The sequence below is a fragment of the Caulobacter sp. 17J80-11 genome, assembly GCF_014349105.1.
Taxonomy (GTDB): domain Bacteria; phylum Pseudomonadota; class Alphaproteobacteria; order Caulobacterales; family Caulobacteraceae; genus 17J80-11.
In genome coordinates, this window is record NZ_JACSJI010000026.1 from 14269 (window position 1) to 40789 (window position 26521).

24 protein-coding genes are annotated in these 26521 nt (G+C 70.0%); 12 read left to right on the top strand and 12 right to left on the bottom strand.

The genetic code is table 11. The features are described from left to right. Positions 1-128 precede the first annotated feature (128 nt). A complete protein-coding gene (locus H8B08_RS18410; RefSeq protein WP_370545534.1) occupies positions 129-1046 on the top strand; it encodes an Hsp33 family molecular chaperone in 918 nt (305 codons plus the stop codon). Between the two features lie 231 nt (positions 1047-1277). Beyond that, the gene (locus tag H8B08_RS18415; protein ID WP_187451662.1) at positions 1278-1730 is read left to right on the top strand and encodes a hypothetical protein; all 453 of its coding nucleotides are present in this window, start codon (positions 1278-1280) and stop codon (positions 1728-1730) included. Positions 1731-1853: 123 nt separating this feature from the next. On the opposite strand, the gene putA is transcribed toward H8B08_RS18415, so the two are convergent. Both putA and H8B08_RS18425 read right to left on the bottom strand, forming a co-directional pair. Next, positions 1854-4964 carry a bifunctional proline dehydrogenase/L-glutamate gamma-semialdehyde dehydrogenase PutA gene (gene putA, locus H8B08_RS18420; RefSeq protein WP_187451682.1) on the bottom strand — a complete coding sequence of 1037 codons (3111 nt, stop codon included), beginning with the start codon at positions 4962-4964 and terminating at the stop codon, positions 1854-1856. A 137-nt stretch (positions 4965-5101) separates the two neighbouring features. Further along, entirely contained in the window at positions 5102-5740 is a 639-nt protein-coding gene (locus tag H8B08_RS18425; protein WP_255500948.1) for a TetR/AcrR family transcriptional regulator, read from the bottom strand. 129 nt (positions 5741-5869) lie between these two features. Between H8B08_RS18425 and H8B08_RS18430 the strand changes: the two genes are divergently transcribed. The 3 genes from H8B08_RS18430 (at position 5870) to H8B08_RS18440 (ending at position 9763) form a co-directional block, all read left to right on the top strand. Beyond that, positions 5870-6940: a glycosyltransferase family 1 protein gene (locus tag H8B08_RS18430; protein ID WP_187451663.1), complete on the top strand. Its 1071-nt coding sequence runs from the start codon at positions 5870-5872 to the stop codon at positions 6938-6940. Between the two features lie 83 nt (positions 6941-7023). Next, complete coding sequence (locus H8B08_RS18435; protein WP_187451664.1) at positions 7024-9084, top strand: NAD(+) synthase; 2061 nt, start codon at positions 7024-7026, stop codon at positions 9082-9084. A gap of 55 nt (positions 9085-9139) precedes the next feature. Continuing rightward, positions 9140-9763, top strand: a complete 624-nt coding sequence (locus tag H8B08_RS18440; protein WP_187451665.1) for a YceI family protein — start codon at positions 9140-9142, stop codon at positions 9761-9763. 62 nt (positions 9764-9825) lie between these two features. On the opposite strand, the gene H8B08_RS18445 is transcribed toward H8B08_RS18440, so the two are convergent. From H8B08_RS18445 to phnC, 5 genes are all read right to left on the bottom strand, one after another. Next, on the bottom strand, positions 9826-10872 hold the full coding sequence (locus tag H8B08_RS18445; RefSeq protein WP_187451666.1) for a substrate-binding domain-containing protein: 1047 nt from the start codon (positions 10870-10872) through the stop codon (positions 9826-9828). Positions 10873-10964: 92 nt separating this feature from the next. Beyond that, positions 10965-12224 (bottom strand): OprO/OprP family phosphate-selective porin, encoded by a 1260-nt coding sequence (locus H8B08_RS18450; RefSeq protein WP_255500949.1) that lies wholly within the window; start codon positions 12222-12224, stop codon positions 10965-10967. A 338-nt stretch (positions 12225-12562) separates the two neighbouring features. Next, on the bottom strand, positions 12563-13360 hold the full coding sequence (gene phnE / locus H8B08_RS18455; protein WP_187451667.1) for a phosphonate ABC transporter, permease protein PhnE: 798 nt from the start codon (positions 13358-13360) through the stop codon (positions 12563-12565). Positions 13361-13370: 10 nt separating this feature from the next. Then, on the bottom strand, positions 13371-14396 hold the full coding sequence (gene phnD, locus H8B08_RS18460; RefSeq protein ID WP_187451668.1) for a phosphate/phosphite/phosphonate ABC transporter substrate-binding protein: 1026 nt from the start codon (positions 14394-14396) through the stop codon (positions 13371-13373). Beyond that, entirely contained in the window at positions 14393-15187 is a 795-nt protein-coding gene (gene phnC / locus H8B08_RS18465; RefSeq protein WP_187451669.1) for a phosphonate ABC transporter ATP-binding protein, read from the bottom strand. The genes phnD and phnC overlap by 4 nt, the downstream gene beginning before the upstream one ends. Positions 15188-15465: 278 nt before the next feature. Between phnC and H8B08_RS18470 the strand changes: the two genes are divergently transcribed. The 6 genes from H8B08_RS18470 (at position 15466) to H8B08_RS19700 (ending at position 20596) form a co-directional block, all read left to right on the top strand. Continuing rightward, positions 15466-16722 carry a type III PLP-dependent enzyme gene (locus H8B08_RS18470; RefSeq protein WP_187451670.1) on the top strand — a complete coding sequence of 419 codons (1257 nt, stop codon included), beginning with the start codon at positions 15466-15468 and terminating at the stop codon, positions 16720-16722. 140 nt (positions 16723-16862) lie between these two features. Next, positions 16863-17963, top strand: a complete 1101-nt coding sequence (locus H8B08_RS18475; RefSeq protein ID WP_370545535.1) for a deoxyhypusine synthase — start codon at positions 16863-16865, stop codon at positions 17961-17963. A 142-nt stretch (positions 17964-18105) separates the two neighbouring features. Next, entirely contained in the window at positions 18106-18570 is a 465-nt protein-coding gene (locus tag H8B08_RS18480; RefSeq protein ID WP_187451672.1) for a hypothetical protein, read from the top strand. A 22-nt stretch (positions 18571-18592) separates the two neighbouring features. Continuing rightward, complete coding sequence (locus H8B08_RS18485) at positions 18593-18943, top strand: hypothetical protein (protein WP_187451673.1); 351 nt, start codon at positions 18593-18595, stop codon at positions 18941-18943. A gap of 65 nt (positions 18944-19008) precedes the next feature. Beyond that, positions 19009-19773, top strand: coding sequence for a phosphatase PAP2 family protein (locus tag H8B08_RS18490; RefSeq protein ID WP_187451674.1), 765 nt, complete (start codon positions 19009-19011; stop codon positions 19771-19773). Positions 19774-19810: 37 nt separating this feature from the next. Then, a complete protein-coding gene (locus H8B08_RS19700; protein WP_187451675.1) occupies positions 19811-20596 on the top strand; it encodes a phosphatase PAP2 family protein in 786 nt (261 codons plus the stop codon). Between the two features lie 3 nt (positions 20597-20599). Here the strand turns inward: H8B08_RS19700 and aguB are convergent, their stop codons facing one another. The 3 genes from aguB to H8B08_RS18510 form a co-directional block, all read right to left on the bottom strand. Next, positions 20600-21469 (bottom strand): N-carbamoylputrescine amidase, encoded by an 870-nt coding sequence (gene aguB, locus H8B08_RS18500; protein ID WP_187451676.1) that lies wholly within the window; start codon positions 21467-21469, stop codon positions 20600-20602. Continuing rightward, positions 21470-22486 carry an agmatine/peptidylarginine deiminase gene (locus H8B08_RS18505; protein ID WP_187451677.1) on the bottom strand — a complete coding sequence of 339 codons (1017 nt, stop codon included), beginning with the start codon at positions 22484-22486 and terminating at the stop codon, positions 21470-21472. It abuts the gene before it with no gap. 133 nt (positions 22487-22619) lie between these two features. Further along, positions 22620-23807, bottom strand: coding sequence for a class I SAM-dependent rRNA methyltransferase (locus H8B08_RS18510; protein WP_187451678.1), 1188 nt, complete (start codon positions 23805-23807; stop codon positions 22620-22622). Positions 23808-23870: 63 nt separating this feature from the next. On the opposite strand from H8B08_RS18510, the gene H8B08_RS18515 reads away from it, so the two are divergent. Beyond that, positions 23871-25421 (top strand): glycosyltransferase family 39 protein, encoded by a 1551-nt coding sequence (locus H8B08_RS18515; RefSeq protein WP_187451679.1) that lies wholly within the window; start codon positions 23871-23873, stop codon positions 25419-25421. Here H8B08_RS18515 and msrA read toward each other — a convergent pair. Then, a complete protein-coding gene (gene msrA / locus H8B08_RS18520; RefSeq protein ID WP_187451680.1) occupies positions 25396-25995 on the bottom strand; it encodes a peptide-methionine (S)-S-oxide reductase MsrA in 600 nt (199 codons plus the stop codon). The two genes, H8B08_RS18515 and msrA, sit on opposite strands and share 26 nt — an antisense overlap. A 121-nt stretch (positions 25996-26116) precedes the next feature. Further along, positions 26117-26521 (bottom strand): OmpA family protein (locus H8B08_RS18525; RefSeq protein WP_187451681.1); only part of this gene is annotated, 405 nt, incomplete at its 5' end.

A 26521-nucleotide genomic window follows, 5' to 3' on the forward strand; every position in this document is an offset into this window, starting at 1 on the left:
GCCGCCCCGCCGCGCCGTCGACGGACTTTTCCGAGAGCGGCATTCTTCCTATGTGGTCGGTGAACCGCCGCGCGCGACGCGGCGCTCCCGATATCGGCGGCCCCGGGCCGCCCGCTGAAGGTTTCCCCGTGACCGAACCGCATAAATCCGCCGACGACCTCGTCGCCGCGTTCCAGATCGAAGGCTGGCCCGTCCGCGGCCGCATCGTGCGCCTGGGCCCGGTGATCGACGACATCCTCTCCCGCCACGCCTATCCCGAGCCGGTCGCCAACCTGCTGGGCGAGGCCTGCGCGCTGGCCGCCCTGGTCGGCTCCAGCCTGAAGTTCGAGGGCAAGCTGATCGTCCAGGCCCAGGGCGACGGCCCGGTGTCCTACGTCGTGGTCGACTACGACACCTCCGGCGGGCTGCGCGGCTACTGCAGCTTCGACCCCGAGCGGGTCGAGGCGGTGAGCCACGGCTTCGCCCGCCCCGGGGCCAAGACGCTGCTGGGCAAGGGCGTGTTCGTCATGACCGTCGACCAGGGCCCGAACATGGACCGCTACCAGGGCGTCACCCCGATCGAGGGCGAGACCCTGGCCCTGTCGGCCGAGCACTACTTCGCCCAGTCCGAGCAGGTGCCGACCCGCGTGCGCCTGGCGGTCGGCCAGCTGCAGACCGCCGAGGGCACCTCCTGGCGGGCCGGCGGCATGGCCATCCAGTACATGGCCGGCGACGAGGCGCGCGGCTCGACCGACGACGCCTGGGAGCGCGAACAGGTGCTGTTCGAGACGCTGGGCGAAGACGAGCTGATCGACCCGGAGATCGCGCCGGAGCGGCTGCTGTACCGCCTGTTCCACGAGGACGGCGTGCGCCTGTTCACGCCCAAGCCCCTGCACGCCTTCTGCCGCTGCTCGCGCGACCGCGTGGTCGGCATGCTGCGCTCGTTCGGCGAGGAGGAGCGCGACTCGATGATCGAGCAGGACGGCCTGATCCGGGTGACGTGCGAGTACTGCTCGCGCGTGTACGAGGTCGCGCCGGAGACGGTGCCGGCCGGCGAAGGCGGGTGACGTTTTCTCCTCCCCTGCGAAGCGGGGGAGGGGGGTGATGAGCGGCGGCCTTCCGGGCCGCATGCGATCGACAACGATTTGTCGATCGCCGCGAAGAACGCCCGCAGCGTAGCTGCGGGCTGGGCCAAAGCATGGTGAAGGGGGCGAGCCGCGGCCGCCCCCTTTTGCGTGCGCGTTGCTAAAGCGTCGCCCTTGTAGATAGCTTGGCCGCGAACTTCTGGGGCTTCCGTCGTGCGCACTTTGATCGGGCTGACCGTCACCGTTCTCGCGGCGTGCTCGACGCCCGCTCCCGCGACCGCCGCTGCCGACCCGAGCGGCGTTTATTCGAGTGTGGAGTATGTGGAAGAGGCAGGCGATCTGCTCGGCATGGAGATCGAGCTCCACGCCGGTCACGAGCCAACAGTGATCGTGACCGACTGTGAGGGGGAGTGCTTCGGCGGCAAGGTATGGCCGGCGACGATCGTAGGCGATCAGATCAATTTTACAGTCGTGCAGGACGACTTGGTCGATTCGGAAGGAACACTCGTTCGCGGCGAGCGCATCCGCTACGCCGGGTGGGTGAAGGGTTCGGTGCTCGTGCTGACCAGCCCCGATCTCCCTGAACTAAAAGAAAAGCTGAAGCGGATCGCCGATCCCAAGCCTGCCCAAACGGCGCAATTGGGCTGCGGCGCCGACGTGTGCTGAACCACAGCAGCAATGCCGCGCGGGGAAAAAAAGAGCGCCAGCCGGCCACCAGCTGACGCCCCCTCCACCGCCCTAAGGGCGGTCCCCTCCCCCGCGGCTCCGCCGCAGGGGAGGAGATGACGCTTACAGGTTCAGCAGGGCCGGGTCGCCGCCCTGGGCGGCGATGTTGACCGACACCGCGCGCTCCGAGGCGTAGCGCAGCAGGGCGTGCGGGCCGCCGGCCTTCGGGCCGGTGCCGGACAGGCCTTCGCCGCCGAACGGCTGGACGCCGACCACCGCGCCGATGATCGAGCGGTTGACGTAGACGTTGCCGGCCGGAACCAGACGCTTCACCTCTTCGGCGAAGGCCTCGATGCGGCTGTGCACGCCGAGCGTCAGGCCGTAGCCGCGGGCGGCCAGCTTGCGGGCGACGTCTTCCAAGTCGGACGGCTCGTAGCGGTAGACGTGCAGCACCGGGCCGAACACCTCGCGCTCGAGGAAGTCCGGGGTCGGGATCTCGGCGATCACCGGGCCGAAGAACACGCCCTTTTCGGCCAGAGCGCCCGGATCCATCTGCTTGAGGATCTTGGCTTCCTTCTTCAGGCGCTCGACATGGGCCTCGAGGTTGGCGCGGGCCTCCTCGTCGATCACCGGGCCGACGTCGGTCGAGGCGTCGGCCGGGTCGCCCATCACCAGGGCGTCCATCGCGCCCATCAGGCCCTCGATCAGGCCGTCGGCCGAATCCTTGGGCACGTAGAGGATGCGCAAGGCCGAGCAGCGCTGGCCGGCCGAGCCGACCGCCGAGAGGATCACGTCGTCGATCACCTGTTCGCGCAGGGCCGTGGTGTCCACGAACATGCCGTTCAGGCCGCCGGTCTCGGCGATGAAGGGCACGATCGGGCCGCGGCGGGCGGCCAGCGTCTGGTTGATCTTCCAGGCGGTGTCGGTCCCGCCGGTGAAGGCGACGCCGTCGATCTGGGCGTGGCCGGTCAGCATGGCGCCTACGGTCTCGCCGCGGCCCGGCAGTAGGGCCAGCAGCTTGGCGTCGAGGCCGGCCTTGAAGAACAGGCGCACGGCTTCGGCGGCGATCAGCGGGGTCTGCTCGGCCGGCTTGGCCAGCACGGCGTTGCCGGCGGCCAGCGCCGCGGCGATCTGGCCGGTGAAGATGGCCAGCGGGAAGTTCCACGGGCTGATGCAGACGAACACGCCGCGGCCGTGCAGTTCCAGGTGGTTGGTCTCGCCGACCGGACCGGTCAGGGTCTCGGCCTTGGCGAACTGCTTCTCGGCCAGGGCGGCGTAGTAGCGGCAGAAGTCGGCCGCCTCGCGCACCTCGGCGACGCCGTCGTTCAGGGTCTTGCCGGCTTCGCGCGACAGCAGCGCCACCAGGCGCTCCATGTCGGCTTCCAGCGCGTCGCCCATGGCGCGCAGCACCACCGCGCGCTTCGGACCGCCCAGGGCGTCCCAGCCGATCTGGGCGGCGTGGCCCAGGCGGATGGCGTCGGCGACGTCGCCTTCGGTGGCTTCCGAGACCTCGCCCAGCACGCGCGAGCGGTCGGACGGGCTGGTCACCGGCTGCGGGCCGGCGCCCGGACGCAGCTTGCCGCCCACGATCGGGCCGGCCTGGATGCGCTCGCCTTCGACGGCGGTCACGGCGCGGCCGATCGAGGCGCGCGCGTCGGCCTGGGAGAAGTCGAGGCCGAGCGAGTTCTTGCGGTCAGGTCCGTACATGTTTTCCGGGGTCGGGATCTTGGGGTGACGGTCGGGTTGGGCTTCCACGGCGCTGATCGGGTCGGCGACGACCTGGTCGGCGGGGACGCGGTCGTCCAGCAGGGCGTGGACGAAGGAGGTGTTGGCGCCGTTCTCGAGCAGGCGGCGCACCAGGTAGGGCAGCAGGTCCTCGTGGCCGCCCACCGGCGCGTAGGCGCGGATGGTGACGCCGCCGTAGCGGGTCTGGGCGGCGGCGTAGAGGGCCTCGCCCATGCCGTGCAGGCGCTGGTGCTCGATCGCCACGCCCTTGGCCTGGGCCATGTGGCGCACGGCCGCCAGGGTGTGGGCGTTGTGGGTGGCGAACTGCGGATAGAGGTTCGGCGCGGCGTCGATCAGCGCCCTGGCGCAGACCAGGTAGCTGAGATCGGTTGCCGGCTTGGTGGTGTAGACCGGATAGTCCGGGCGGCCGGCGACCTGGGCCTTCTTGATCTCGCTGTCCCAGTAGGCGCCCTTCACCAGGCGCACCATCAGGCGCCGCCCGGTCGAGCGGGACAGCTCGGCCAGGCGCTGGATCACTTCCAGGCCGCGCTTCTGGTAAGCTTGGACGACGACGCCGAGGCCGGTCCAGTCGCCCAGCTCCGGCTCGCGGGCCAGCCGGTCGATCAGCTTCATCGACAGCACCAGGCGGTCGGCCTCTTCGGCGTCGATGGCGTAGTTCAGGTCGTACTGCTTGGCGATCAGGGCCAGGCGCTTGATGCGGGGATAGAGCTCCTCCCACACCCGGGCCTCATGGGTGGCCTCGTAGCGCGGGCAGAGCGCCGACAGTTTCACCGAGACGCCGTGGCCGGTCTCGGGCCCGCTGCCGCCCTTGTTCTTGCCGACGGTCTCGATCGCCTTGGCGTAGAGCCCTTCGTAGCGCGCCGCGTCGGCGGCGGTGCGGGCGCCTTCGCCCAGCATGTCGAAGGAGCAGAGATAGCCTTCCTTCTTGGACCGGCTCAGCGCGCCTTCGATGGTGCGGCCCAGCACGAACTGCTCGCCCATGATGCGCACGGCGGCGGCCACGGCCTGGCGGATCACCGGCTCGCCGACGCGGCCGGCGAGGCGCGCCAGGAAGCCGCCGAGGTCGGTGCGGGCCTGCTCGTCGACGTCGACGATCCGCCCCGTGAGCATCAGGCCCCAGGTCGAGGCGTTGACGAACAGGCTGTCGGACTTGCCCAGGTGCGAGGCCCAGTCGGCCGAGCCGATCTTCTCGGCGATCAGCTTGTCGCGGGTCTCCTCGTCGGGCGTGCGCAGCAGGGCTTCGGCCAGGCACATCAGGGCCAGGCCCTCGCGGGTGCCCAGCGAGAACTGCTGCAGGAAGCTCTCGACCACGCCCTGGCGCTTGGTCTGCGAACGGGCGTCGCGGACCAGGGCCTCGGCCTCGTCGCGCACGGCCTTGCGTTCGTCCGGGGTCAGGGGAACGCGCGCCAGCAAGTCACGGACCGCGTCGGCCTCGTTGCGATATTTGCCCTGATCGAGGCTGTCCCACGTGCTGGGCAGCGGCGCCATGTCGAGCGGCATCAGGCGAAACTCCTAAGTTCGGGCGCTCACTTAGCCTCGCGGCGCCCTTACGGAAAGGGGGCGGGGCCGGGCGCGACGTCGCGCAGGTCCGCGTCGGAATTGAGGCTGGGGCGCTTCGGCGCGACTCAATCCCACAGGTCGGTGACGTCGCCCTTGCGGTTCAGCATGTGGGCGGCGCGCTTCACGACCTTCAGGACAGCCTGCACGCGGGCGTCGCGCTCGTAGCTGGGGCCGGTGCGGGCCAGGCCCTCCAGGGCGAAGCGGGCCAGGTCGCGGCTGGCCTGGAAGCGCGGATCCCGCCCGGCCTGCAGGAAGCCCAGCAAGGGGCCGCCGACGCCGGAGCGGTCGAAAGCCGCCTGGGCCGGACGGATGGCGTCGCCCACCTGCGGGTCGGTGCGGGCCGCCGCCTCCAGTTCCATGAAGGCGCGGAAGGGCTGGGTCTGCAGCAGCCGCCAATAGGCGTCGATCGCCTCGTCCACCGCGTCCGCCCCGCGCGGCAGGGCGGCGTGGGCCTGGCGGAACAGCACCTCGCGCGCGGCCTGCACGTGCGCCGCCGCGGCCGAGATCAGGCTCTCGCGGTCGGGGAAGTGATAGAGCATGGCCCCGCGGGTCAGCTCGGCCGCCTCGGCGATCTTCGGATTGGTCGCCTCGACCACGCCGACCTCGGCGAACAGCCGCATGGCGGTGTCGAGGATGCGGGCGCGGGTCCGGCGCGACTTGGGCGTGTCGCGGCCGCGGGGCTCGAGGGAAGCGGTGTCTGACATGGTCGCGCGATCCATAGCCCCCCCGGGCGCGACTGCAAACCGCGCGGGATCGTTAATCCTGATCCCTCGCAATTGTCACAAATCCCTCTTATACGGCTTGGGTCTTCAAGGGTCGGGTCGAAGCTGCGTATGCGGATTCTGTTAGCGTCGGACGCGTGGGAGCCCCAGGTGAACGGGGTCGTGCGCACCTTGACCCGCACCGTGGCCGAATGCCGCGCGATGGGGCACGAGGTGCTGGTCCTGTCGCCGGACCAGTTCAAGACCATCCCCTGCCCGACCTATCCGGAGATCCGTCTGGCGCTGGGCGCCTACGAGGACATCCGCGAGCGGTTCAAGACCTTCGAGCCGGACGGCATCCACATCGCCACGGAAGGCCCGATCGGCCTGGCGGCGCGGCGCATCTGCCTGGAGTGGAAGCTGCCGTTCACGACCAGCTACCACACCAAGTTCCCGGAATACGTCTCGGCCCGTTTCCCGGTGCCGGTGCAGGCGGGCTACGCCTACATGCGCTGGTTCCACAATCCGTCGGGGCGGCTGATGGTCGCGACCCCGACCCTGCGCGACGAACTGGTCAAACACGGCTTCCGCAACGTCTCGCCCTGGTCGCGCGGCGTCGACACCGAGCTGTTCCGCCCCGACCTGGAGCCGATCTACAAGGACCTGCCCCGCCCGATCTGGCTGAACGTCGGCCGGGTGGCGGTGGAGAAGAACATCGAGGCCTTCCTGGCCCAGGACCTGCCCGGCACCAAGGTGGTGGTCGGCGACGGCCCGGCCCGCGAGGAGCTGCAGGCCAAGTATCCCAAGGCGGTGTTCCTGGGCGCCAAGTTCGGCGACGAGCTGGCCCGCTGCTTCGCCGACGCGGACGTGTTCGTCTTCCCGTCCTGGACCGACACCTTCGGCCTGGTGATCCTGGAGGCCATGGCGACCGGCACGCCGGTGGCGGCCTACCCGGCCCACGGCCCGATCGACATCATTCCGGGCTCGGGCGCCGGCGCGATCCACGACGACCTGCGCGAGGCCTGCCTGGAAGCGCTGAAGTGCGACCGCAAGGTGGTGCGCGCCTACGCCGAGAAGTTCTCCTGGCGCGCCTCGGCGGAAGAGTTCGTGCGCAACCTGCAGCCCTATCCGGAGCCGGAGAAGACCCGCTTCTGGCGGCGGCTGCGGCGCCTGGCGCGGCTGCGGCGGCGCAACGCGGCCTGAGGCCCTGATCGAGCAACGCATGGAAAAGCCGCGCTCGACGGCTTAAATCGTCCGCGAACGGCGTTTCCGCACGAGGTCTTTGCGTGGCTTCCAACGCGTCCCAGTTCTACTCCATCCACCGCCAGGGCTTCGTGCGGGTGGCCGCCTGCACGCCGCGCATCGAGGTCGGCGACCCGGCCTCTAACGCCGCCAAGACCATCGAGCTGGCCCGCCAGGGCGACGCCGAGGGCTGCGGCCTGATGGTGTTTCCGGAGCTGGGGCTGTCGGCCTACGCCATCGACGACCTGCACCTGCAGGACGCCCTGCTGGACGCGGTCGAGGCCGGGGTGGCCGAGCTCTGCGAAGCCAGCAAGACGCTGGCGTCGGTGCTGGTGGTCGGCGCGCCGGTGCGGCGCGAGGGGCGGCTCTACAACACCGCCGTGGTGATCCACCGCGGCCGGGTGTTGGGCGTGGTGCCCAAGACCTTCCTGCCGAACTACCGCGAATATTATGAGAAGCGCTGGTTCGCCTCGGGCATGGGCCTGAAGGGCCTGAGCGTGCGGCTGGCCGGCCAGACCGCGCCGTTCGGCGCCGACCTGGTGTTCGAGGCCAGCGACTATCGCGACTTCGTCTTCCACGTGGAGATCTGCGAGGACTTCTGGTCGCCCTCGCCGCCCAGCATCCGCGGCGCGCTCGCCGGCGCGCTGATCCTCTGCAACCTGTCGGCCTCCAACGTGGTGATCGGCAAGGCCGACGAGCGGGCCCTGCTGTGCGCCTCGCAGTCGGTGCGCACGCACTCGGCCTACGTCTATTCGGCCTCCGGGCCGGGCGAGAGCACCACCGACCTCGCCTGGGACGGCCAGGCCACCATCCACGAACTGGGCGCCCTGCTGGCCGAGACCGAGCGCTTCCCGATGAAGTCGCAGATGGCTGTCGCCGACGTCGACGTGGAGCGCCTGCGGCTGGACCGGATGCGCGACGGCACCTTCAACGACGCCGCCGCCTTCTCCGGCCACCCGGAGACCGAGTTCCGGCGCGTCGCCTTCGAATTCAAGCCGTCCTACGCGGACCTGGGCCTGAAGCGCGCGATCGACCGCTTCCCCTACGTGCCCGACGACCCGGCCCGGCTGGACAAGGACTGCTACGAGGCCTTCAGCATCCAGGTGCAGGGCCTGATGAAGCGGCTGCAGGCCACCAGCACGAAGAAGCTGGTGATCGGCGTGTCCGGCGGGCTGGATTCCACCCACGCCCTGCTGGTCGCCTGCCGCGCCTTCGACCTGATGGGGTGGCCGCGCACCGACATACTGGGCTTCACCATGCCCGGCTTCGGCACGTCGGAAGGGACCAAGTCCAACGCCTGGAAGCTGATGCGGGCGTTGGGGATCACCGCCGACGAGATCGACATCCGCCCCGCCGCCGAGCGGATGCTGGCCGACCTCGGCCACCCGTTCGCCCACGGCGAGCCGGTGCACGACGTGACCTTCGAGAACGTGCAGGCGGGCCTGCGCACCGACTACCTGTTCCGCATCGCCAACCAGCGCGGCGGCCTGGTGCTGGGCACCGGCGACCTGTCAGAGCTGGCCTTGGGGTGGGCGACCTACGGGGTCGGCGACCAGATGAGCCACTACAACGTCAACGCGTCGGTTTCGAAGACCCTGATCCAGCACCTGATCCGCTGGGTGGCGAGCTCCGGCGTGGTGGTCGAGGAGACCGCCGAAGTGCTCCGCACCATCGTCGCCCAGGAGATCTCGCCCGAGCTGGTGCCGGCCGACGCGTCGGGGGCCATGCAGAGCACCGAGGCCAAGGTCGGGCCCTACGCCCTGCAGGACTTCAACCTCTACTACGTGAACCGCTTCGGCCTGCGCCCGTCCAAGATCGCCTTCCTGGCCTGGCACGCCTTCCGCGACGCGAAGCACGGGGCCTGGCCGCCGGGCCTGCCGGAGGAGGCCAAGCGCGCCTACGACCTGCCCGAGATCCGCAAGTGGCTGGAAGTCTTCCTGTTCCGCTTCTTCCAGATCAGCCAGTTCAAGCGCTCGGCCATGCCCAACGCCCCGAAGGTGGTGACCGGCGGCAGCCTGTCGCCGCGCGGCGACTGGCGCGCGCCCTCGGACGGCAACGCCCGGGTCTGGCTGGCGGAGCTCAAGGCCAACACGCCGGAAGCCTGAGCCGGGAACCGCCGCGCGCTTCCGACCCTTCCTGAGGGTTCCGGAGTAAGCGTCCATGTTCCGCAAGTACGAGTTCGCCGCCGCCGGCGCCGCCGCTCTCCTGACGCTCGGCGGTCCCGCCTCGGCGCGCCAGGCGGTGACCCAGAACCCGGCCGAGGTGCAGGCCGGGACCTATGCGATCGATCCGGCCCACAGCAAGATCACCTGGAAGGTCTCGCACCTGGGCTATTCGACCTATGTCGGCCAGTTCGCCAAGGTCGAGGGCGTGCTGCACCTCGACGCGAAGAACCCGGCGGCCAGCAAGATCAACGTGACGATCGACACCACCTCGGTCGGCACGCTGAACCCCGCGCTCGACAAGCACGTGAAGTCCGGCGAATTCCTCGACGTCGAGAAGTTTCCGGTCGCCACCTTCAACTCCACCCAGGTGCAGCCGACCGGGCCGAAGACCGCAAAGATCACCGGCGACCTGACCCTGCGCGGGGTGACCAGGCCCGCGACGGTGGACGTGACGTTCAACCAGGCCGGGACCAATCCGCTGGACAAACGCTACTCGCTGGGCTTCGCCGGCGAGGCCAAGATCAAGCGCTCGGACTTCGGCATCACCACCTACATCCCCGCCGTCGGCGACGAGGTGACGCTGGAGATCGAGGCCGAACTGAAGCGGACCGGCGATTGAAAAAAGACAACGCCGCGGACCTTTCGATCCGCGGCGTTCCTGACTTCAAAGAGATCGGTCGCTCAGGCGGCCGGGCGCTTCATCGGCGGCAGGTTCGCAGCGACCTGCTTCTGGGCGTCGTGCTGGCCGGCCGGCAGCGGGATCAGACCGCGGTCCTGCAGGTAGCCGCCACGACCGGTGGCCGCGTCGGACACGAACTCGGCGACGAATTCCTTCAGGCCCGGCGTGACGCCGACGTTGGCCTTCTTCACGTAGATGTAGAGCGAGCGCGACAGCGGGTAGGAGCCGTCGGCGATGGTCTGGGCGGTCGGGGCGACGCCGTTGACCTTGGCGGCCTTCACCTTGTCCATGTTCTCTTCGAGGTACGAGTACCCGAAGACGCCCAGCGAGCCCGGGGTCTTGGTCAGGGTGCCGACGATGGCGTTGTCGTTTTCGCCGGCGTCGACCCAGGCGCCGTCCTCACGGATGGTGTCGGCCAGCTGCTTGAAGCGCTTCTCGTTGTCGCCACGGATCTGGTCCATGGTCGGGAACTTGCGGGCGCCGGCCTCCATGGCCAGTTCCACGAAGGCGTCGCGGGTGCCCGAGGTCGGGGGCGGGCCGTACACCAGGATGCGGTTGCCCGGCAGGCCGGTGCCGATCTGATCCCAGGTGGTGTACGGGTTGACCGGGAATTGGCCGCCGCGCAGGGCGTTCTTGGCCAGGGCCAGGTACAGGTGCTCGGTCTTGAAGCTGTAGTCCGCGCCGTCCTTGTCGGTGGCGACCACGATGCCGTCGAAGCCGACCTTGATCTCGACGATGTCCTTCACGCCCTTGGCGGCGCAGGCGTCGAATTCGGACTTCTTCATCGGACGCGAGGCGTTGGCGATGTCCGGGTAGCCGGCGCCCGTGCCCGAGCAGAACAGCTTGATGCCGCCGCCGGTGCCCAGGCTCTCGACCTTCGGAGCCTTCATGCCGGTCTTGCGGGCGAAGTTTTCAGCCACGCGGGTGGAGAACGGGAACACGGTCGACGAACCGGCGGCCCAGACGTAGTCGCGGCCGGCGGCGAAGGCCGGCGAGGCGCCGGCGGTCAGGGCGGCGACAGCGGCGGCCGCCACGAGAAGCTTTTTCATCGGTCTCTCTCCAAGGCGACGAGGTCGTTTAGCCCGGTCGCCGACAGGGGGAAAGGAACGGTCCGCGGCGAGGGCCGCGGACCGTCAATTCATTAGAAGTCGAGCTGAGCGCGCAGCTGGAAGACGTTGACGTCGACGTCCGAGCCCGCGGCCGGGTTGTCGTTCTTGCCCGCGGTGTAGTTGGCCATGAACTTCACGTACGGGAACGGGTAGTAGTTCGCGCCGAGGGTGTAGCCGGTGTATTCGCCGGCGGCGCCGATCACGCCCGGAGCCGGCAGGTTGTGGGCGTCGGTCAGGTCGGCGTAGTCGTAGCGGGCCAGCAGTTCCAGAGCGCCCGTGCCGCCGGCGGTGGTCGGGTTCAGGACCTTCTGACGGCCGAACTCGGCCTTCTTCACGTCGTAGTTGCGGCTCTCGCCGGTCGGGAACCAGCTGACGAAGGCGTAGCCGGTCTTGATGTCGGCGTTGGCCTTCTTCGGCGAGACGGCGGTCAGGCCCTCGGCGTTGATCATGGCGTACTCGCCCTGCACCGAGATGCTGTTGTGCACCCAGGCCAGTTCGGCGGCGTAGGTGGTGTCGGCCTGCGCGAAGGCGCCGGTCGAGACGTAGCGGGCGCCGTAGTTGGTGTTCGGGCGGGCCTGGTAGGTGAAGGCTTCCGAACCGGCGTCGCGGTAACGGCCCCACACGCCCAGGTGCAGCTTGTCGGTGTCGGTGACGATCGGCGCGTAGGTGAAGCGGCCGGTGACGCCCAGACGCTCTTCAGCATCGGTCACGCCGTTGCCGGTGGCGACGTCGGCGTCGTTGATCGACCCGCCGGTCACGCCCAGGGCGGCCGACCAGTTGGAGTTGCTGACGTACTTGCCGACCACGCCCAGGGTGTAGCTGGCGTCGGTCACGTCGGCGAACGGGCCGCGGTCCATGAACGAGGTGAAGCGGGTCGAGGTCAGGTTCTCGAGCGAGGCGACCTTCAGGTTGCCGGCCATCAGCGAGATGTTCTCGGTCGGCTTGTACTCGATGACCACGTCGTCCCACGACGGCGTGCCGCCGTTCACCCAGCCGCCTTCGATCTTGTAGGCCCACTGCGAGTTCAGCTGGCCTTCGACGCCCAGGAACACCTGGCGGCCGCGGACCTGACGGGCGGTGAAGTCCGTGCCGGTTTCGCGATCGACGTCTTCGTACACGCCGTCGACCAGGATGCGGCCGCGGACTTTGAACTTCACGTCGTCGTTCGAGAACTCCGGCGCGCCCTTCCAGGCGGTCGACAGCTCTTGAGCTTGAGCGGCGGCGCCCAGGGCGACGGCCGCGAGGACGCCCAGAGCGGCGCCGGCGAGCAGCGGGTTGTTCCGCATGGTCATTGGTCCTTTAGATCCCCACCCGACCCTTCACGTCAGGTCGAGCGGGGATTTACGAGGGCCACATGACGGCGACTTAGCAGTTGTGCGAAGGAAACATGACAGTCCGCACCCGGATCGAAGGTGGTGCGTAAAGGTCACAACACCCTTTTGACCAGCGACCCGCGTTCGCCGAAGACTCCGGGGGAATTGGCTCGTCGGCGATCACCTCGCTCGCAGTTGAACGCGATCGGCGACCCGCGTTAGCGACCTGCCGACGCCCGGCGCAGGCACGAGACCCGGCGCGTTCGACGCGATTTTGCTGAAACAACGCCCGGCTGAGGCGCGGGCGGCGGCCCGAACTAGAGGAGTCGCTTACGGATCGCCTGGGACAGCCGGTCGATCAGGAAGACGGCGACCGTGATGACCATGGCGATGGCCGACACTCGCTCGTACTCGAAGCTCTGCAGGTTGCTGAACAGCAGCTGGCCGATGCCGCCGGCCCCGATCAGGCCCAGCACGGTGGCCGAGCGCGAGTTCGATTCGAAGCGGTAGAGGGCGTAGGAGGTCCACAGCGGCGCGACCTGTGGGATCACTCCCCAGACGATCTCGTGCAGCGGGGTCGCGCCGGTGGCGCGCACGCCCTCGACCGGGCGCGGGTCCATCGATTCGACCGCCTCGGAGAACAGCTTGCCCAGCACCCCGCCGGTGTTGAGCGCCAGCGCCATGACCCCGGCGAACGGACCCAGGCCCACGGCGACCACGAAGATGGTGCCCATCACCAGGTCGGGCACCGAGCGCAGCACGTCCAGGGCCAGGCGCACCGGCTGCACGATCCAGGCGGGCGCGATGTTGCGGGCCGCCGCGAGGCCCAGCGGCACGGCCAGGACCACGGCGATGCAAGTGCCCCACAGCGCGATCTGGATCGTCAGCCACATCTGGCCGACATAGAGCCGCCAGTCGCTCCAGTTCGGATGGGCGAAGCCCTGGCCGAACTGGCGCATGTTCTCCGATTTCGAGACCACCAGCGGCAGCTTGTACATCTCCGCCGGGCCGAAGCTGGCCGCCAGCAGGGCCAGGACGCCGCCCCAGAGCAGGACGTCGAAGGCGATGTCCGAGACGGACCGCTTCGGCGGGGCGGGAACGGCGGCGGCGGTCATGGGAGTCTCATTACCGGGCGGGGGCGTCGGCCGGGGCCTGGGCGGTCTTCGCCTCAAGCGCGGCGCGTTCGCGGGTGATGTCGGCCAGCGCCATTTCGGCCTTGGTCACGGCGGCCGCGTCGCCGGAATTGCGGGCCGCCAGCAGGGCCTCGGTCGCCTCCATCTCGCGCACCGGCAGCAGGTGCGTATCGTCGGCCGGCTTGAACACGCCGAAGGACAGCTTGGCCAGGACGGCGCGCTGGCGCTCGGCTTCGGCGCCCGTGCCGGTCCCGTAGGTCAGGAAGAAGGAGCGCACCTTCTCCTTGGTGGCCGGGTCCAGGTCCTTGCGCCAGACGATCGGGTCTTCCGGCAGGGTCGGCGAGGTCCACACCACTCTCACCTTCGCGGCCAGCTCCGGCCGGGTCTCCTTCAGCAGCTTCAGCTGGGTGGAGTTGTTGGTGCCGGCGTCCAGCACGCCGTTGGCCACCGACATCAGGTTGGCTTCGTGGTTGGCCGAGCGGACGGTCTTGAAGCACTTCTGCGGATCGATGCCCTTGGGCAGGAACAGGTAGGTCATCGGCGCCAGCGTGCCCGAGGTGGACTTCGCGTCGCCGAGGCCGAAGGTCAGCTTCTTGCCGCAGGCGGTGATGTCGTCGAGCGTCAGCGGGCTGTCGGCCTTGACGATGATCACCGAGTGATAGCCGTCCACGCCCGAGGGGTCGGACGAGCGGACGAACACCTGGCCGCCGCCGCGGCGCACCGCCTCCAGGCCCGACTGGTTGGAGAACCAGCCCACCTGCACCTGGTTGAAGCGCATCGCCTCCACCAGCGAGGTGTAGTTGGAGGCGAAGAACGGTTTCACCTTCAGCCCGGTCTGCTTCTCCATGTCGGCCAGGAACGGCTTCCACAGCTGCTCCTGGTTCTGGGAGTTCTCCGTCGACAGGATGGAGAAGTTGATTTCCTTCGGCCCGTTTGCGGCCGGCTTCTCGGCCTGGCTGCAGCCGGTCAGGGCCAGCGACAGCGCGGCCAGGCCCATAAGGGCTGTGCGGCGGATCATGGGGCGACTCCCTCCCAGAACGCGTCCTCGATCTCAGGACCGTAGATCTCGATGAGTTTTGCGCGGCCGAGCGTCTTGCTCGGGCCGTCGTAGACGACCTTGCCCTTCTGCAGGGCGATCACCCGGTCGCAATAACGGATCGCGTAATCGACCTGGTGCAGGGTGACGATCACCCCCAGGCCGTCCCGCTGGTTCAGCTCGACCAGCAGCTCCATCACCCGGCGGGCCGACACGGGGTCCAGCGAGGCGACCGGCTCGTCGGCCAGGATCGCCTGGGCGCCCTGGACCAGCACGCGCGCGATCGCGCCGCGCTGCTGCTGGCCGCCCGACAGGGTGTTGGCGCGCTGGCCGGCGTAGTCGGCCACGCCCACCCGGGCCAAAGCCGCCATGGCGCGGCGCTTCTCAGATTGCGGCCAGGCGCCGAGCAGGCCTCGCCAGAAGCCCAGCCGCGGCAGCGCGCCCAGCAGGGTGTTGGTGAACAGCGACAGCCGCCCGACCAGATTGAACTGCTGGAACACGAAGCCCAGCCGGGCGCGCGCCTTGCGCACCTGGCCGGTGACCCGCCCGTCGCGCTGCACGGCCACGCCGAACACGTCGATGGCGCCCACGCCCCGGTCGATCGGGGCCAGGCCGGTGATGGCGCGCAGCAGGGTCGACTTTCCGGACCCGGACGGGCCGATCAGCGCCACCATCTCGCCGGCGCGGACCTCCACCGAGACGCCGTCCAGCGCCCGGTGCGATCCAAACGTCTTCGTCACGGCGCGTACCGACGCCACGGCGGTCGTGGTCACGCGGCCCCCCACACTACTTATGCGCCCGCAATGGCTAAGCTGCGCGACGCTTTCATGACAACGCGAATCTATGCCGCCAGTGCCGGCGAAACGCCATGGGTAGACCTGTTGCGACCAGCCGCCGCATGCCGATGTTCGGCCATTCCAGGGGTTTTACCAATTGGAGACTTTACACGCCGGCCAAATGACCCTATTTCGCGCGGCTCCGGCGGACCCCGGGACGTCCGAAACGCTGCTAACGCCGGTCTGGGTTCAACAACTTGTTGGGGGTTGCGTGGGTGGAAAAGCACCATACGCCCCTGGACCTGGTCCGAGCGCGGTCTCCGGAACGCCCTGTCGCCCTCGTGCGGCCGGGTACGGTGGCCGAAGCGGCGAAATGGTTCCAGGCTAATCTCAAAGGCGACGTTTTCTACGCCGTAAAGGCGAACCCGTCTGCGTGGGTCATCGAGACCCTGTGGCGCAACGGGGTGACGTCCTTCGACGTGGCTTCGGTCCCCGAGATCGAGCTCGTGCGTTCGGTCGCGCCGCAAGCGCGCCTGGCCTTCATGCACCCGGTGAAAAGCCGGGCGGCGATCGCCAAGGCGTACTTCGACTACGGCGTGAAGACCTTCTCGCTCGACTGCCATGAGGAACTGCAGAAGATCCTCGAGGCGACCGGCGGCGCGAAGGATCTGAACCTGATCGTGCGCATGGCGGTCAGCGCCGACGGCGCGGCCTATTCGCTGTCGGGCAAGTTCGGCGTGTCGCCGGACCAAGCCCCGTCGTTGCTGCTGGCCACCCGCCAGGCGACCGACCAGCTGATGGGCGTGGCCTTCCACGTGGGGTCGCAGTGCATGCGTCCGTCCGCCTACCAGGCGGCGATGGCGCAGGTCTCGCGCGCCCTGGTCCGCGCCGGCGTGTTCGCCGACGTGGTCGACGTGGGCGGCGGCTTCCCGTCGATCTACCCGGGCATGCATCCGGCCGAGCTGCAGGAATACGTCGACGCCATTCATCGCGGCTTCGCCGAGATGCCGGTGTCGGAAACGACCGAGCTGTGGGCCGAGCCCGGCCGCGCGCTGGTGGCCGAGTCCTCGTCCATCCTGTGCAAGGTCGATCTGAAGAAGGGCGACGCGCTGTACCTGAACGACGGGTCGTACGGCTCGCTGTTCGACGCGACGCACTCGAAATGGCCGTTCCCGGTGAAGCTGATCCGTGACGGCGAGGCCTCGACCGAGCTGAAGCCGTTCCGCTTCTACGGGCCGACCTGCGACTCGATCGACCACATGCCGGGTCCGTTCTGGCTGCCGGCCGACGTGCGCGAAGGCGACTACATCGAGATCGGCATGCTCGGCGCCTACGGCGTCGCCATGAACACCCGGTTCAACGGCTACGGCGACACCGAGACCGTCGAGGTCGAGGACAGCCCGATGGCCTCGATGTACGGCCTGGCCCCGCGCGCCATCCCGCTCGTGCGTCAGCGCGAAGAGGAAGAGCGCAAGGTGGTGCGCCTGTCGCGTCCGAAGGGCGCGGCCGGCAAGAAGCGCCGTCGCCGATAAGCCTGCCCCCCGACCGGCCGAAGAAGCTGGGCGGGACCTGAAATCGTTAGTCTTCCGGGCCGGCCTCCGCTTAAAAGCGGGGGCCGTTCCATAAAAGGCTATATCCGCGCGCCGGTCGCTCCGTCCCGGCCCGCGGTTTCATGAAGGACGGGCGCTCAAACCACTGGGAAACCACTGAGATGAACGCACCGGTTCAGAACAACAACCGCAAGGCGGAGCTGCTGGCCAAGACCGTCGAGCACGTCGACATGACCTCGTTCGACGCCCGCCCGATCATCGACAGCATGCGCAAGATGTCGTTCTCCTCGCGCGACACCGCGCGCGCGGCCGACATCTTCAACATGGCGATCGAGGACAAGGACTGCTCGCCGTGGCTGATCCTGGCCGGCTCGACCTCGGCCGGCGGCTGCATGCACGTCTACCGCGACATGGTGAAGTTCGGGATGATCGACGCGGTGGTCGCCACCGGCGCCTCGATCATCGACATGGATTTCCTGGAAGCGCTGGGCTTCAAGCACTACCAGGCCGACTCGACGGTGGACGACCGTGAGCTGCGCGAGATGTACATCGACCGCATCTACGACACCTATATCGACGAGGAAGAGCTCCAGAGCGTCGACCACACGATCTACGAGATCTGCAACACGCTGGAGCCGCGCCCCTACTCCTCGCGCGAATTCATCTACGAGATCGGCAAGTGGCTGGCCGCCGGCAACGCCAAGAAGACCGGCTCGCTGATCCAGACCGCCTATGAAGAAGGCGTGCCGATCTTCTGCCCGGCCTTCAGCGACTCCTCGGCCGGCTTCGGCCTGGTGAAGCACCAGGTCGAGCGCATCAAGGAGGGCAAGCCCTACCTGTCGATCGACTCGGTGGCCGACTTCCGCGAACTGACCGACGTGAAGATCGCGGCCGGCACCACCGGCCTGTTCATGGTCGGCGGCGGCGTGCCGAAGAACTTCGCCCAGGACACCGTGGTCTGCGCCGAAATCCTCGGCATCGAAGCCGACATGCACAAGTACGCGGTGCAGATCACCGTCGCCGACGTGCGCGACGGCGCCTGCTCGTCCTCGACCCTCAAGGAAGCCTGCTCCTGGGGCAAGGTCGACGTGACCTGGGAACAGATGGTGTTCGCCGAAGCCACCACCGTGGTGCCGCTGATCGGCTCGGACGCCTACCACCGCGGCGGCTGGAAGAACCGCGAGAAGCGCCGCTGGCAAAAGCTGTTCGACAAGACGGCCTGACGCCCGAGCGCGTCGGAAATTCGGAAGGGGCCGGAGCGATCCGGCCCCTTTTTCTTTGAAAAAGCGGGGCCTTAGGAACCGCCGGGGCCGTGGCCGCTTTCCCCTCCGACGACCGCGTATGGGTCGGAGGAGTACCTGCGTCATGGCCGAGCAAGGCGGCCCGAACCTCACCGGCAAGAAGGGCCATTTCGAAACCAACAAGGTCGAAGGCGACCGCTCGGGCGTGCTGGGCTCGGTCGGCGCCACCGAGGCGGGCGCGACGTCCTCCTCCTATGTCGCCCCCGGACCGCACGAGGGCGGGGTCGAGCCCCAGGGCGGGCCGTCCATGACCGCCAACCTGGATCACCGGCGCGGGGTGCCGCGCTACAAGGGCCCGCGCGGCGTGGCCGAGAACCTGCACACCGACACCTCGCTGCGCCCCGTGCGGGCGACCCAGCGGGCCCTGCGCCGCGACTTCACCCCCGATATCGACGACCTGGGCGATCCGTACCTCGGCCCGCGCGGCGATCCGGCCGAGGGCCGCAGCGGCGCGTACGAAGCCCAGGAGTCCGGCGACCCCTGGCTGGGCGCGCGCGGCGATCCGGCCGAGGGCCGGCGCTTCGACTGACATCCGAGAGGAGACCCACTGCATGGGCCAGCACCGCGACGACTCCAAGGGCGGCGACCTGGAAGGCCGCACCGGCATGATCGGCAAGCATCCTCAGCAGACCAGCGGCTTCGGCAAGGGCCACTACCCCACCCGCGGCGGCAAGGGCGTGAGCGCCATCCCGGAGGGCGAGGACATCCCGGCCGAGGACATGACCTTCAGCCAGGGCGGCGGCTCGGGCAGCCAGCCCGGCATGGGCAAGCGCCTGGCCACCGACGAGGAGGAGGACCGCGGCCACTTCGACCGCGGCCACATGAGCAAGCAGACCGGCGGCGACGAGAGCAAGCGCAACCGCGCCCAGGGCGCGCTGCAGCACGGCGCGCGGCCGAAGTGATTCCCCCCGTCCGGCTCCGCGGCTAAGCTGCTGCGGAGCCGGATGCGGCCTTTGGGGGGACTTCCATGCGAAAGACTTTGGCGGTCGCGCTCGGCGCGGCGGTCCTGCTGGGCGGCGCGGCCGCGGCCCAGAACGCCGGCAACACCCCGAAGCCGTCCGGCTATCTGCCGGCGGGCGGGCTCGACCCCGCCGTCTTCCTGCCCGCCCCGCCGAAGCCCGGCTCCCCCGCCGAAGCCGCCGACAAGGCGGCCTACGCCCCGGTTCCGGTCGGCTCGCCGCGCTGGGAACAGGCCAAGGCCGACGACAGCCTCAAGGGGATCGGGCACGGCTTCCGCTGCGCGGTCGGCGTCGAACTGACCCCGCAGACCGCCCCGACCCTCTTCATGACCTTCCAGCGGGTGCTCGCCGACGGCGGGCCGCTGATCGACAAGGCCAAGGCGCTGTACCCGCGCGACCGTCCGTTCGAAAGCGACCCGGCCGCCGACGCGCCGTACTGCGCCGCCACCCCGCGCGCCGAGCTGGCCGCCTCGCCGTCCTATCCCTCCGGCCACGCCGCCGCGGGCTACCTGTTCGCCCTGATGCTCGCCGAGTCCGCTCCGGACCGCGCGAGCCAGGCGATCGCGCGCGGGCTCGACTTCGGCGAAAGCCGCATCGCCTGCCGGGTGCACCACCCCACCGACGTGAAGGCCGGCCAGCTCGTCGCCACGGCCCTGTTCGCCCGCCTGCAGGCCGAACCGGCCTTCCAGGCCGACATGGACAAGGCGCGCGCCGAGGTGGCCGCCGCCCGGGCCGCGAGCAAGACGCCGCCGCAGGGCTGCCCGCTCGCCTGACTTTGACCCCGGGCACGGTCGGCGGCATGCTTGCGGCGTGCGCCCGCCGATCCGCCTCGTCCTGAGCCTCTGCATCGCCGTCGCCGGCTGCGCGGCGGTGACCGGCCAGATCACGCCCGCGGCCATCGCCCCGAGCGGCTATCTGTCCGCCGCGACAGCCAGCGCCGTGCTGGCCGATCTGCCGCCGCCGCCCGCGGCCGGGTCGCCCGAGGACCAGGCCGACCGACGCGCCTATCTGGAAACCCGCGCGCTGGAGGACACGCCGCGCTGGACCGCGGCGCAAGCCGACGCGGAGCTGGATCCTGCCTTCGCGCCCACCCTGTTCGACTGCGCGCTCGGCGCACACGTCACGCCCGCCGAGGCCCCGGCCCTGACGCGCCTGTTCGCCCGCTCGCTGGCCGACACCATCGACGCCTGGACCGTGGCCAAGACCAAGTGGTTCAGGACCCGGCCCTATCTGGAGGCGCCCGGCGCGGTCTGCGTGCGCACCTCGCCCGAAGTCGACCAGAGCTCGGCCTATCCCTCGGGCCATGCCGCCGCCGGCTGGCTGTGGGCGCGGGTCATGGCCGATCTCGCCCCCGACCGGGCCGAGGCGCTGCTGGCGCAGGGAAAGCGCATCGGCGACAGCCGCGTGGTCTGCGGCCTGCACCACCCCAGCGACGTCGAGGCCGGCCGAAAGCTGGGCGACGCGATCTACGACAAGCTCATGGCCGACCCGGCCTTCCAGGCCGACCTTACGGCCGCGCGCGCGGAAGTCGGCGCGGCGCGGGCCAAGGGCGTCGTTAATCCGGTCTGCGCGGCGCAGGCTGACGCGGCGCGCTGAGCCCTACGCCGGGCGCGGGTCCACCAGGCTGCGGTAGAGGTCGGTGCGGCGGTCGCGGAAGAAGCCCCACGCCGCGCGGTGCCGATCGACGTAGTCGAGGTCGAAGGTCGCGGTCAGCACGCCCTGGTCGTCGCGGCCGAAACCGGCGACCAGGTCGCCGCGGTGATCGGCGATGAAGGACGAGCCGTAGAAGGTCTGGCCCGCCGCGGTGACGTCCTCGTGGCCCGTGCGGTTCGAGCCCACGACCGGCACCACGTTGGAGACCGCGTGACCGACCATGGCGCGCCGCCACGGCTCGGCGGTGTCCAGCTCCTTGTCGTGCGGCTCCGAGCCGATGGCGGTCGGGTAGAACAGCACCTCGGCGCCCTGCAGCATCATCGCGCGCGCGCACTCCGGGTACCACTGGTCCCAGCAGATGCCCACGCCGACGCGGCCGTGCTTGGTGTTCCAGACCTTGAAGCCGGTGTCGCCCGGGCGGAAGTAGTACTTCTCCTGGTAGCCCGGGCCGTCGGGGATGTGGCTCTTGCGGTAGACGCCCATGGCCGAACCGTCGGCGTCCAGCATGACCATCGAGTTGAAGTAGTGCGGCCCCTCGCGCTCGAAGATCGAAACGGGGATGGCCACGCCCAGCTCCTTGGCGAGGTCGGCCATGGCGATGACGCACGGGTGCTCGCGCCACGGATAGGCCGTGCCGAACCAGCGCTCTTCCTGGCTGACGCAGAAGTACGGCCCCTGGAACAGCTCCGAGGGTAGGATCACCTGCGCGCCCTTCCCGGCCGCCTCGCGCACGAGCTCGGCGGTGCGGCGGATGTTGGCGTCCATGTCGGCGCCGTAGGACGACTGCAGCGCGGCGACGGTGATGGTGCGGGCCATTTACGCGGGCTCCTGCTGGCTGATGCAGTGGAACGAACCGCCGCCCGACAGGATGGCGACCGAGGACAGGCCGATCACCTCGCGCTCGGGGAAGACGCTCTTCAGCGCCTCCACGGCGAAGGCGCCGGAGCGCTCCTCGTAGATCGGCACGATCACCGCCTTGTCGGCGATCAGGAAGTTCATGTGCGAGGCCGGAACGACCTTGCCGTCCTCGTCGACGATGCGGCCGGGCGACGGCACGCGCACCACGTTCAGAGCCACCCCGCGGGCGTCGGTCATGGCCGTCAGCCGCCGCGCGGTCTCGTCGTAGACCGCCTGGTTCGGATCGTCCTTGCCCCAGGCGACCGGACAGGCCACCACGCCCGGCGCCACGAAGCGCGCCAGGTTGTCGACGTGGCCGTCGGTGTGGTCGTTCAGCAGGCCTTCGCCCAGCCACAGCACCTTCTTGGCGCCCAGGGCCTGGGCCAGGGCCGCTTCGGCCTGGGTCTCGGTCCAGCCGTCGTTGCGGTTGGGATTGAGCAGGCACTGGTCGGTAGTCAGGACGGTGCCGTAGCCGTCGTGGTCGACCGCCCCGCCCTCCAGCACGAAGTCGTTCACCTGCAGGTCGACGCCGGCGGCGGCGGCGATCTGGCCGGCCACCTCGTCGTCGTGCGGCAGCTCGTACTTGCCGCCCCAGCCGTTGAAACGGAAGCCGACCGCCGCGTCGGTCTCGCTCTCGCCGGCCACGTCCTTGGCGAAGATCGGGCCGGTGTCGCGGAACCAGATGTCGCCGAACAGGCCGCGGACGATCTCCACGCCCTTCACGCCGTCCAGCAGGGCGCGCGCGGCCGCCTCGGCCTCGTCGCCGTGGACCATCAGCCGCACCCGCTCGCCGCCGGACTCGGCCAGCGCGCGGGCCAGGTCGGCCACTTCCTGCTGGGCGGGCTCCAGGTTCTCCAGCCAAAGATCGGCGTGGCTCGGGAAGCCCAGCCACATCGCGCGGTGCGGCGCCCACTCGGCGGGAACGACCCGGTTCATTTCGACCCCTGCATTCTAAAGCGCGCGCAGATAGGCACGCCTATGCGGGGGGTCAAGCCGCGAGCGCCCCGACGAGAAAGGGGGCGGCCCGTCGCCGGACCGCCCCCGAGGCTCACGGGAAGTGGCCGCCAGGTCACACGAGGGCGAACAGCAGGCTCTTCAGGTAGGCGCTCTCGGGCAGGTGAGGGTGTTCCGGGTGGTCCCGGTCGGCGCCGCCGCGGGCGACGATCCGCCCCCGCCGCCCCGCCTCGTGCACGCCGCGGGCCACCTCGGCCTGGAAGGCGGCCGCGTCCACCGCGTGCGAACAGGACGCGATGAACAGGAAGCCGCCCGGCGCGACCGCGCGGGCCGCCAGCCGGGCCAGCTTGCGGTAGCCCTTCAGCGCCTGCGGCAGGTCCTTGCGCGACTTGGCGAAGGCCGGCGGGTCGGCGACCACCAGGCCGAAGCCGCCCGGCTCGGCCGCCTCCAGCACTGAGAAGCAGTCGGCCCGCTGGAAGGCGATCTTGCCGTCGACGCCGTTGGCGGCGGCGGCGCGGCCGGCGAACTCGAGCGCGCGTTCGGAGCGGTCGACGCTGACCACCCGCTCGGCCCCGCCCAGCGCCGCCTGCACCGCGAAGGCGCCGGCGTAGGCGTAGAGGTCGAGCACCGATTGCCCCTTGGCCACCTGGCGCACCAGGGCGCGGTTGGCGCGGTGGTCGTAGAACCAGCCGGTCTTCTGGCCTTCCAGCGGGTCGGCGAAATAGGTCGCGCCGTTCTCGCGCACGCGGACCGCGCCTTCGACGGAACCCTTCAAGACCCGGACTTCCTGGGCCAGGCCCTCCAGCCCGCGCGAGGCGGTGTCGTTGCGGGCCACGATGGTCGTCACCTCCGGGGCGACCCGGCCGATCGCCTCGACGATCTGGTCCAGCGCGCGGTCGGCCCCGGCCGTGTTGGCCTGCAGCACCACCGTGTCGCCGAAGCGGTCGACGATCAGGCCCGGCAGGCCGTCGGCCTCGGCGTGGATCCAGCGCCACCACGGCTCCTCGAACAGGCGCTCGCGCAACTCGGCGGCGGCGCGCAGCCGCGCCTCGAAGAAGTCGGCGCCCGGCGGAACGGCGCCGGTCTCCAGCCGCCGCACCGAGATCAGGGTCGACGGGTTGAACCAGCCGTGGTCCAGCACCTCGCCGTTGCCGGTGGCCACCTGCACCAGGGCGCCCGCCGGCAGGGCCTTGGTGGCGGCGTCCATCTCCACCTCGTTGGAATAGATCCACGGGTGGCCGCGCTGGGCGCGTTGGTGAGCCTTGGGCTTGAAGCGGACGACGGGGAGTTCGGAAGCGGTCATGGCGCGCTCTTTACACGATCGGCGCGAAAGGCCAGCGTCCCGCGCGGTTCGGAGGGCGCGCGCATGAGTTCGACATCCATCCTGCGGGATCCGTGGCGGACCACGCTGGCCTTCGTCGGCGTGCTGACCCTGGTGCGGCTGGTCGTGCTGTTCACCACCCCGCTCGAGCTCTATCCGGACGAGGCTCAGTACTGGCTTTGGTCGCGCGAGCTCGACTTCGGCTACTACTCCAAGCCGCCGATGATCGCCTGGCTGATCCACCTGACCACGGCGATCGGCGGGAACGACGAGGCGTGGGTGCGGCTGTCGTCGCTGTTCCTGCACGCCGGCGCGGCGCTCGCCCTGTTCCAGGTCGGCCGCACCCTCTACGACGCGCGCACCGGCCTGTGGTCGGCGGTGCTCTACAGCCTGATGCCGGGCGTGGTGCTGTCCTCGGGCCTGGTCTCCACCGACGCCTCCCTGCTGTTCTTCCTGTCGCTGACCCTGTGGGCCTACGCGCGGCTGGTCACCGCGGCCGACGATCGGGGCCGCCTGACCGCCGCGCTCGGCATGGGGGCGGCGCTGGGCCTGGCCTTCCTGTCGAAGTACGCCGCCCTCTACTTCCTGGCCGGCCTGCTGGCCCACGCCGTGATCTCGCGCGAGGCGCGCGCGGCCTGGAACTGGAAGACCGGCCTGGCGGCGCTGGCCGCCTTCGCCGTGGTCGCCGCGCCCAACGTGATCTGGAACGCCCACCACGGCTTCGCCACGGTCGCGCATACGGCCGACAACGCCAATTGGCACGCTGGCGACCTGTTCCATCCGGCCGAGCTCCTCGACTTCGTCGTGGGCCAGTTCGGCGTGTTCGGGCCGGTGGCCTTCGGGGTGCTGGGGGTGGGCGTGTGGATGCTGCTGCGCGGGCGCGAAGCCGCGTCGGCCCCCGCCGACAAGCTGCTGGCCTGCATGGCCCTGCCGCCGCTGATCTTCGTCGCCATCCAGGCGCTGCTGTCGCGGGCGAACGCCAACTGGGCGGCGGCGGCCTATGTCGCCGGCTCGGTGCTGGTGGCCGCCTGGCTGGTGCGCTGGCACGCGCGCCGGACCCTGACCACGGCGGTGGCGACCCAAGGGGTCATCGCCGCCGTGATCATGATTATCGGCGCCTTCCCGCCGCTGGGCGACGCCATCGGCGCGGCCAACACCTTCAAGCGGGTGCGCGGTTGGGAGGCCATGACCCGCGAGGTGACGGCGCGCGCCGAGCGCGAGCAGGCGGACGCAGGCTTGGGCGCCGTGGCGGTCGACGACCGCTTCCTCTTCAACTCGCTGGCCTATTACGGCCGCGACTGGTTCGGGAAGAACGGCCATCCGGGCCTGCGCGCCTGGGTGCGCACCGCCGCGCCCCGCAGCCACGCCGAGACCTTCGCGCCCCTGACGCCGGCCGACGGCCCGCGCGTGCTGGCGGTCAGCCTCTCGGAGAGCATCCGCCCGGAGTTCGCCGCCGACTTCGCGCGGTTCGGCGGCTGGGAGCCGGTCGCCGTGAAGCTTGACCGCAAGCGCACCCGCGACTTCGCCATGGGCGTCGGCGAGGATTACGTGCGCCGGCCGCGCGATCCGGCTAGCGGCCTCCCCATACGGCCTTGAGCCGCGCGTCGCGGCCGCAGCCCTCGCGGTAGGTGCGATAGCGCAGCGGGTTCTTCTTGTAGAAGTCCTGGTGATAGGCCTCGGCTGGCCAGAAGGTCGTCGCGTCGCGGATGGGGGTGACGAACTTGCCCTTCACCTGAGCGGCGGCGGCCGCGCGCGACGCCTCGGCCTCGCGGCGCTGGTCAGGGCCCGAGACGAACACGGCGGTGTGGTAGGACGGCCCCCGGTCGCAGAACTGGCCGCCGGCGTCAGTGGGGTCGATGGTCCGCCAGAACTTGTCGACCAGGGTGCGGTAGCTGACCTTGTTCGGGTCGAAGGTGACCTTCACCGCCTCGACATGGCCGGTGCGCTCGCTCGACACCTGTTCGTAGGTAGGCCGCGGCTCGGACCCGCCGGTGTAGCCCGCCACCGCCGAGACCACCCCGGGGATTTTCTCGAAGTCCGCCTCCGTGCACCAGAAGCAGCCGCCGGCGAACACCGCGGTCTGCGTGACGGGAGCGGGCGCGGCCCTGGCCCCGCCCACCGCGAGGGCGGCCGCGAAGCTCAGGCCCAGAACGAAGGATCTGCGCGTCATGGGCACACGATGCGCCCGCGCGTGAACAGGCGCAACGGAGACGGCGCAAACGCAAGAAGCCCGGCCTTTCGGCCGGGCTTCCGCGACATCGCCCGAAAGCGACGATCTCAGGTGATCAAGATCAGAAGTTGATGTTGATCGAGGCGCGGCGGTTGAGCGGCTCCTTCACCCCGTCGCCGGTGGCGACGGCCGGTTCGGATTCACCCTTCCAGTCGACCGACAGGACCGAGCCGTTGACGCCCATGCCCACCAGCGAGTCGGCGACGGCTTTCGCGCGGCGCTCCGACAGGCGGATGTTGTAGGCGGCCGAGCCGGAGGTGTCGGCGTGACCGACCACGACCACGCGGGTCGCATTGCCGTGCGACGCGTAGTTGGCCGCTTCCTGGATCACGGTCTGGGCTTCCGGCGTCAGCACGTACTGATCGAACGGGAAGTAGACCACGAAGTCGCGGGCTTCCATCACCGGAGCCGGCGGCGGCGGCGGCGGCGGCGGCGGGGCCGGCGGCGCCATGGCGCTGGGCGGCAC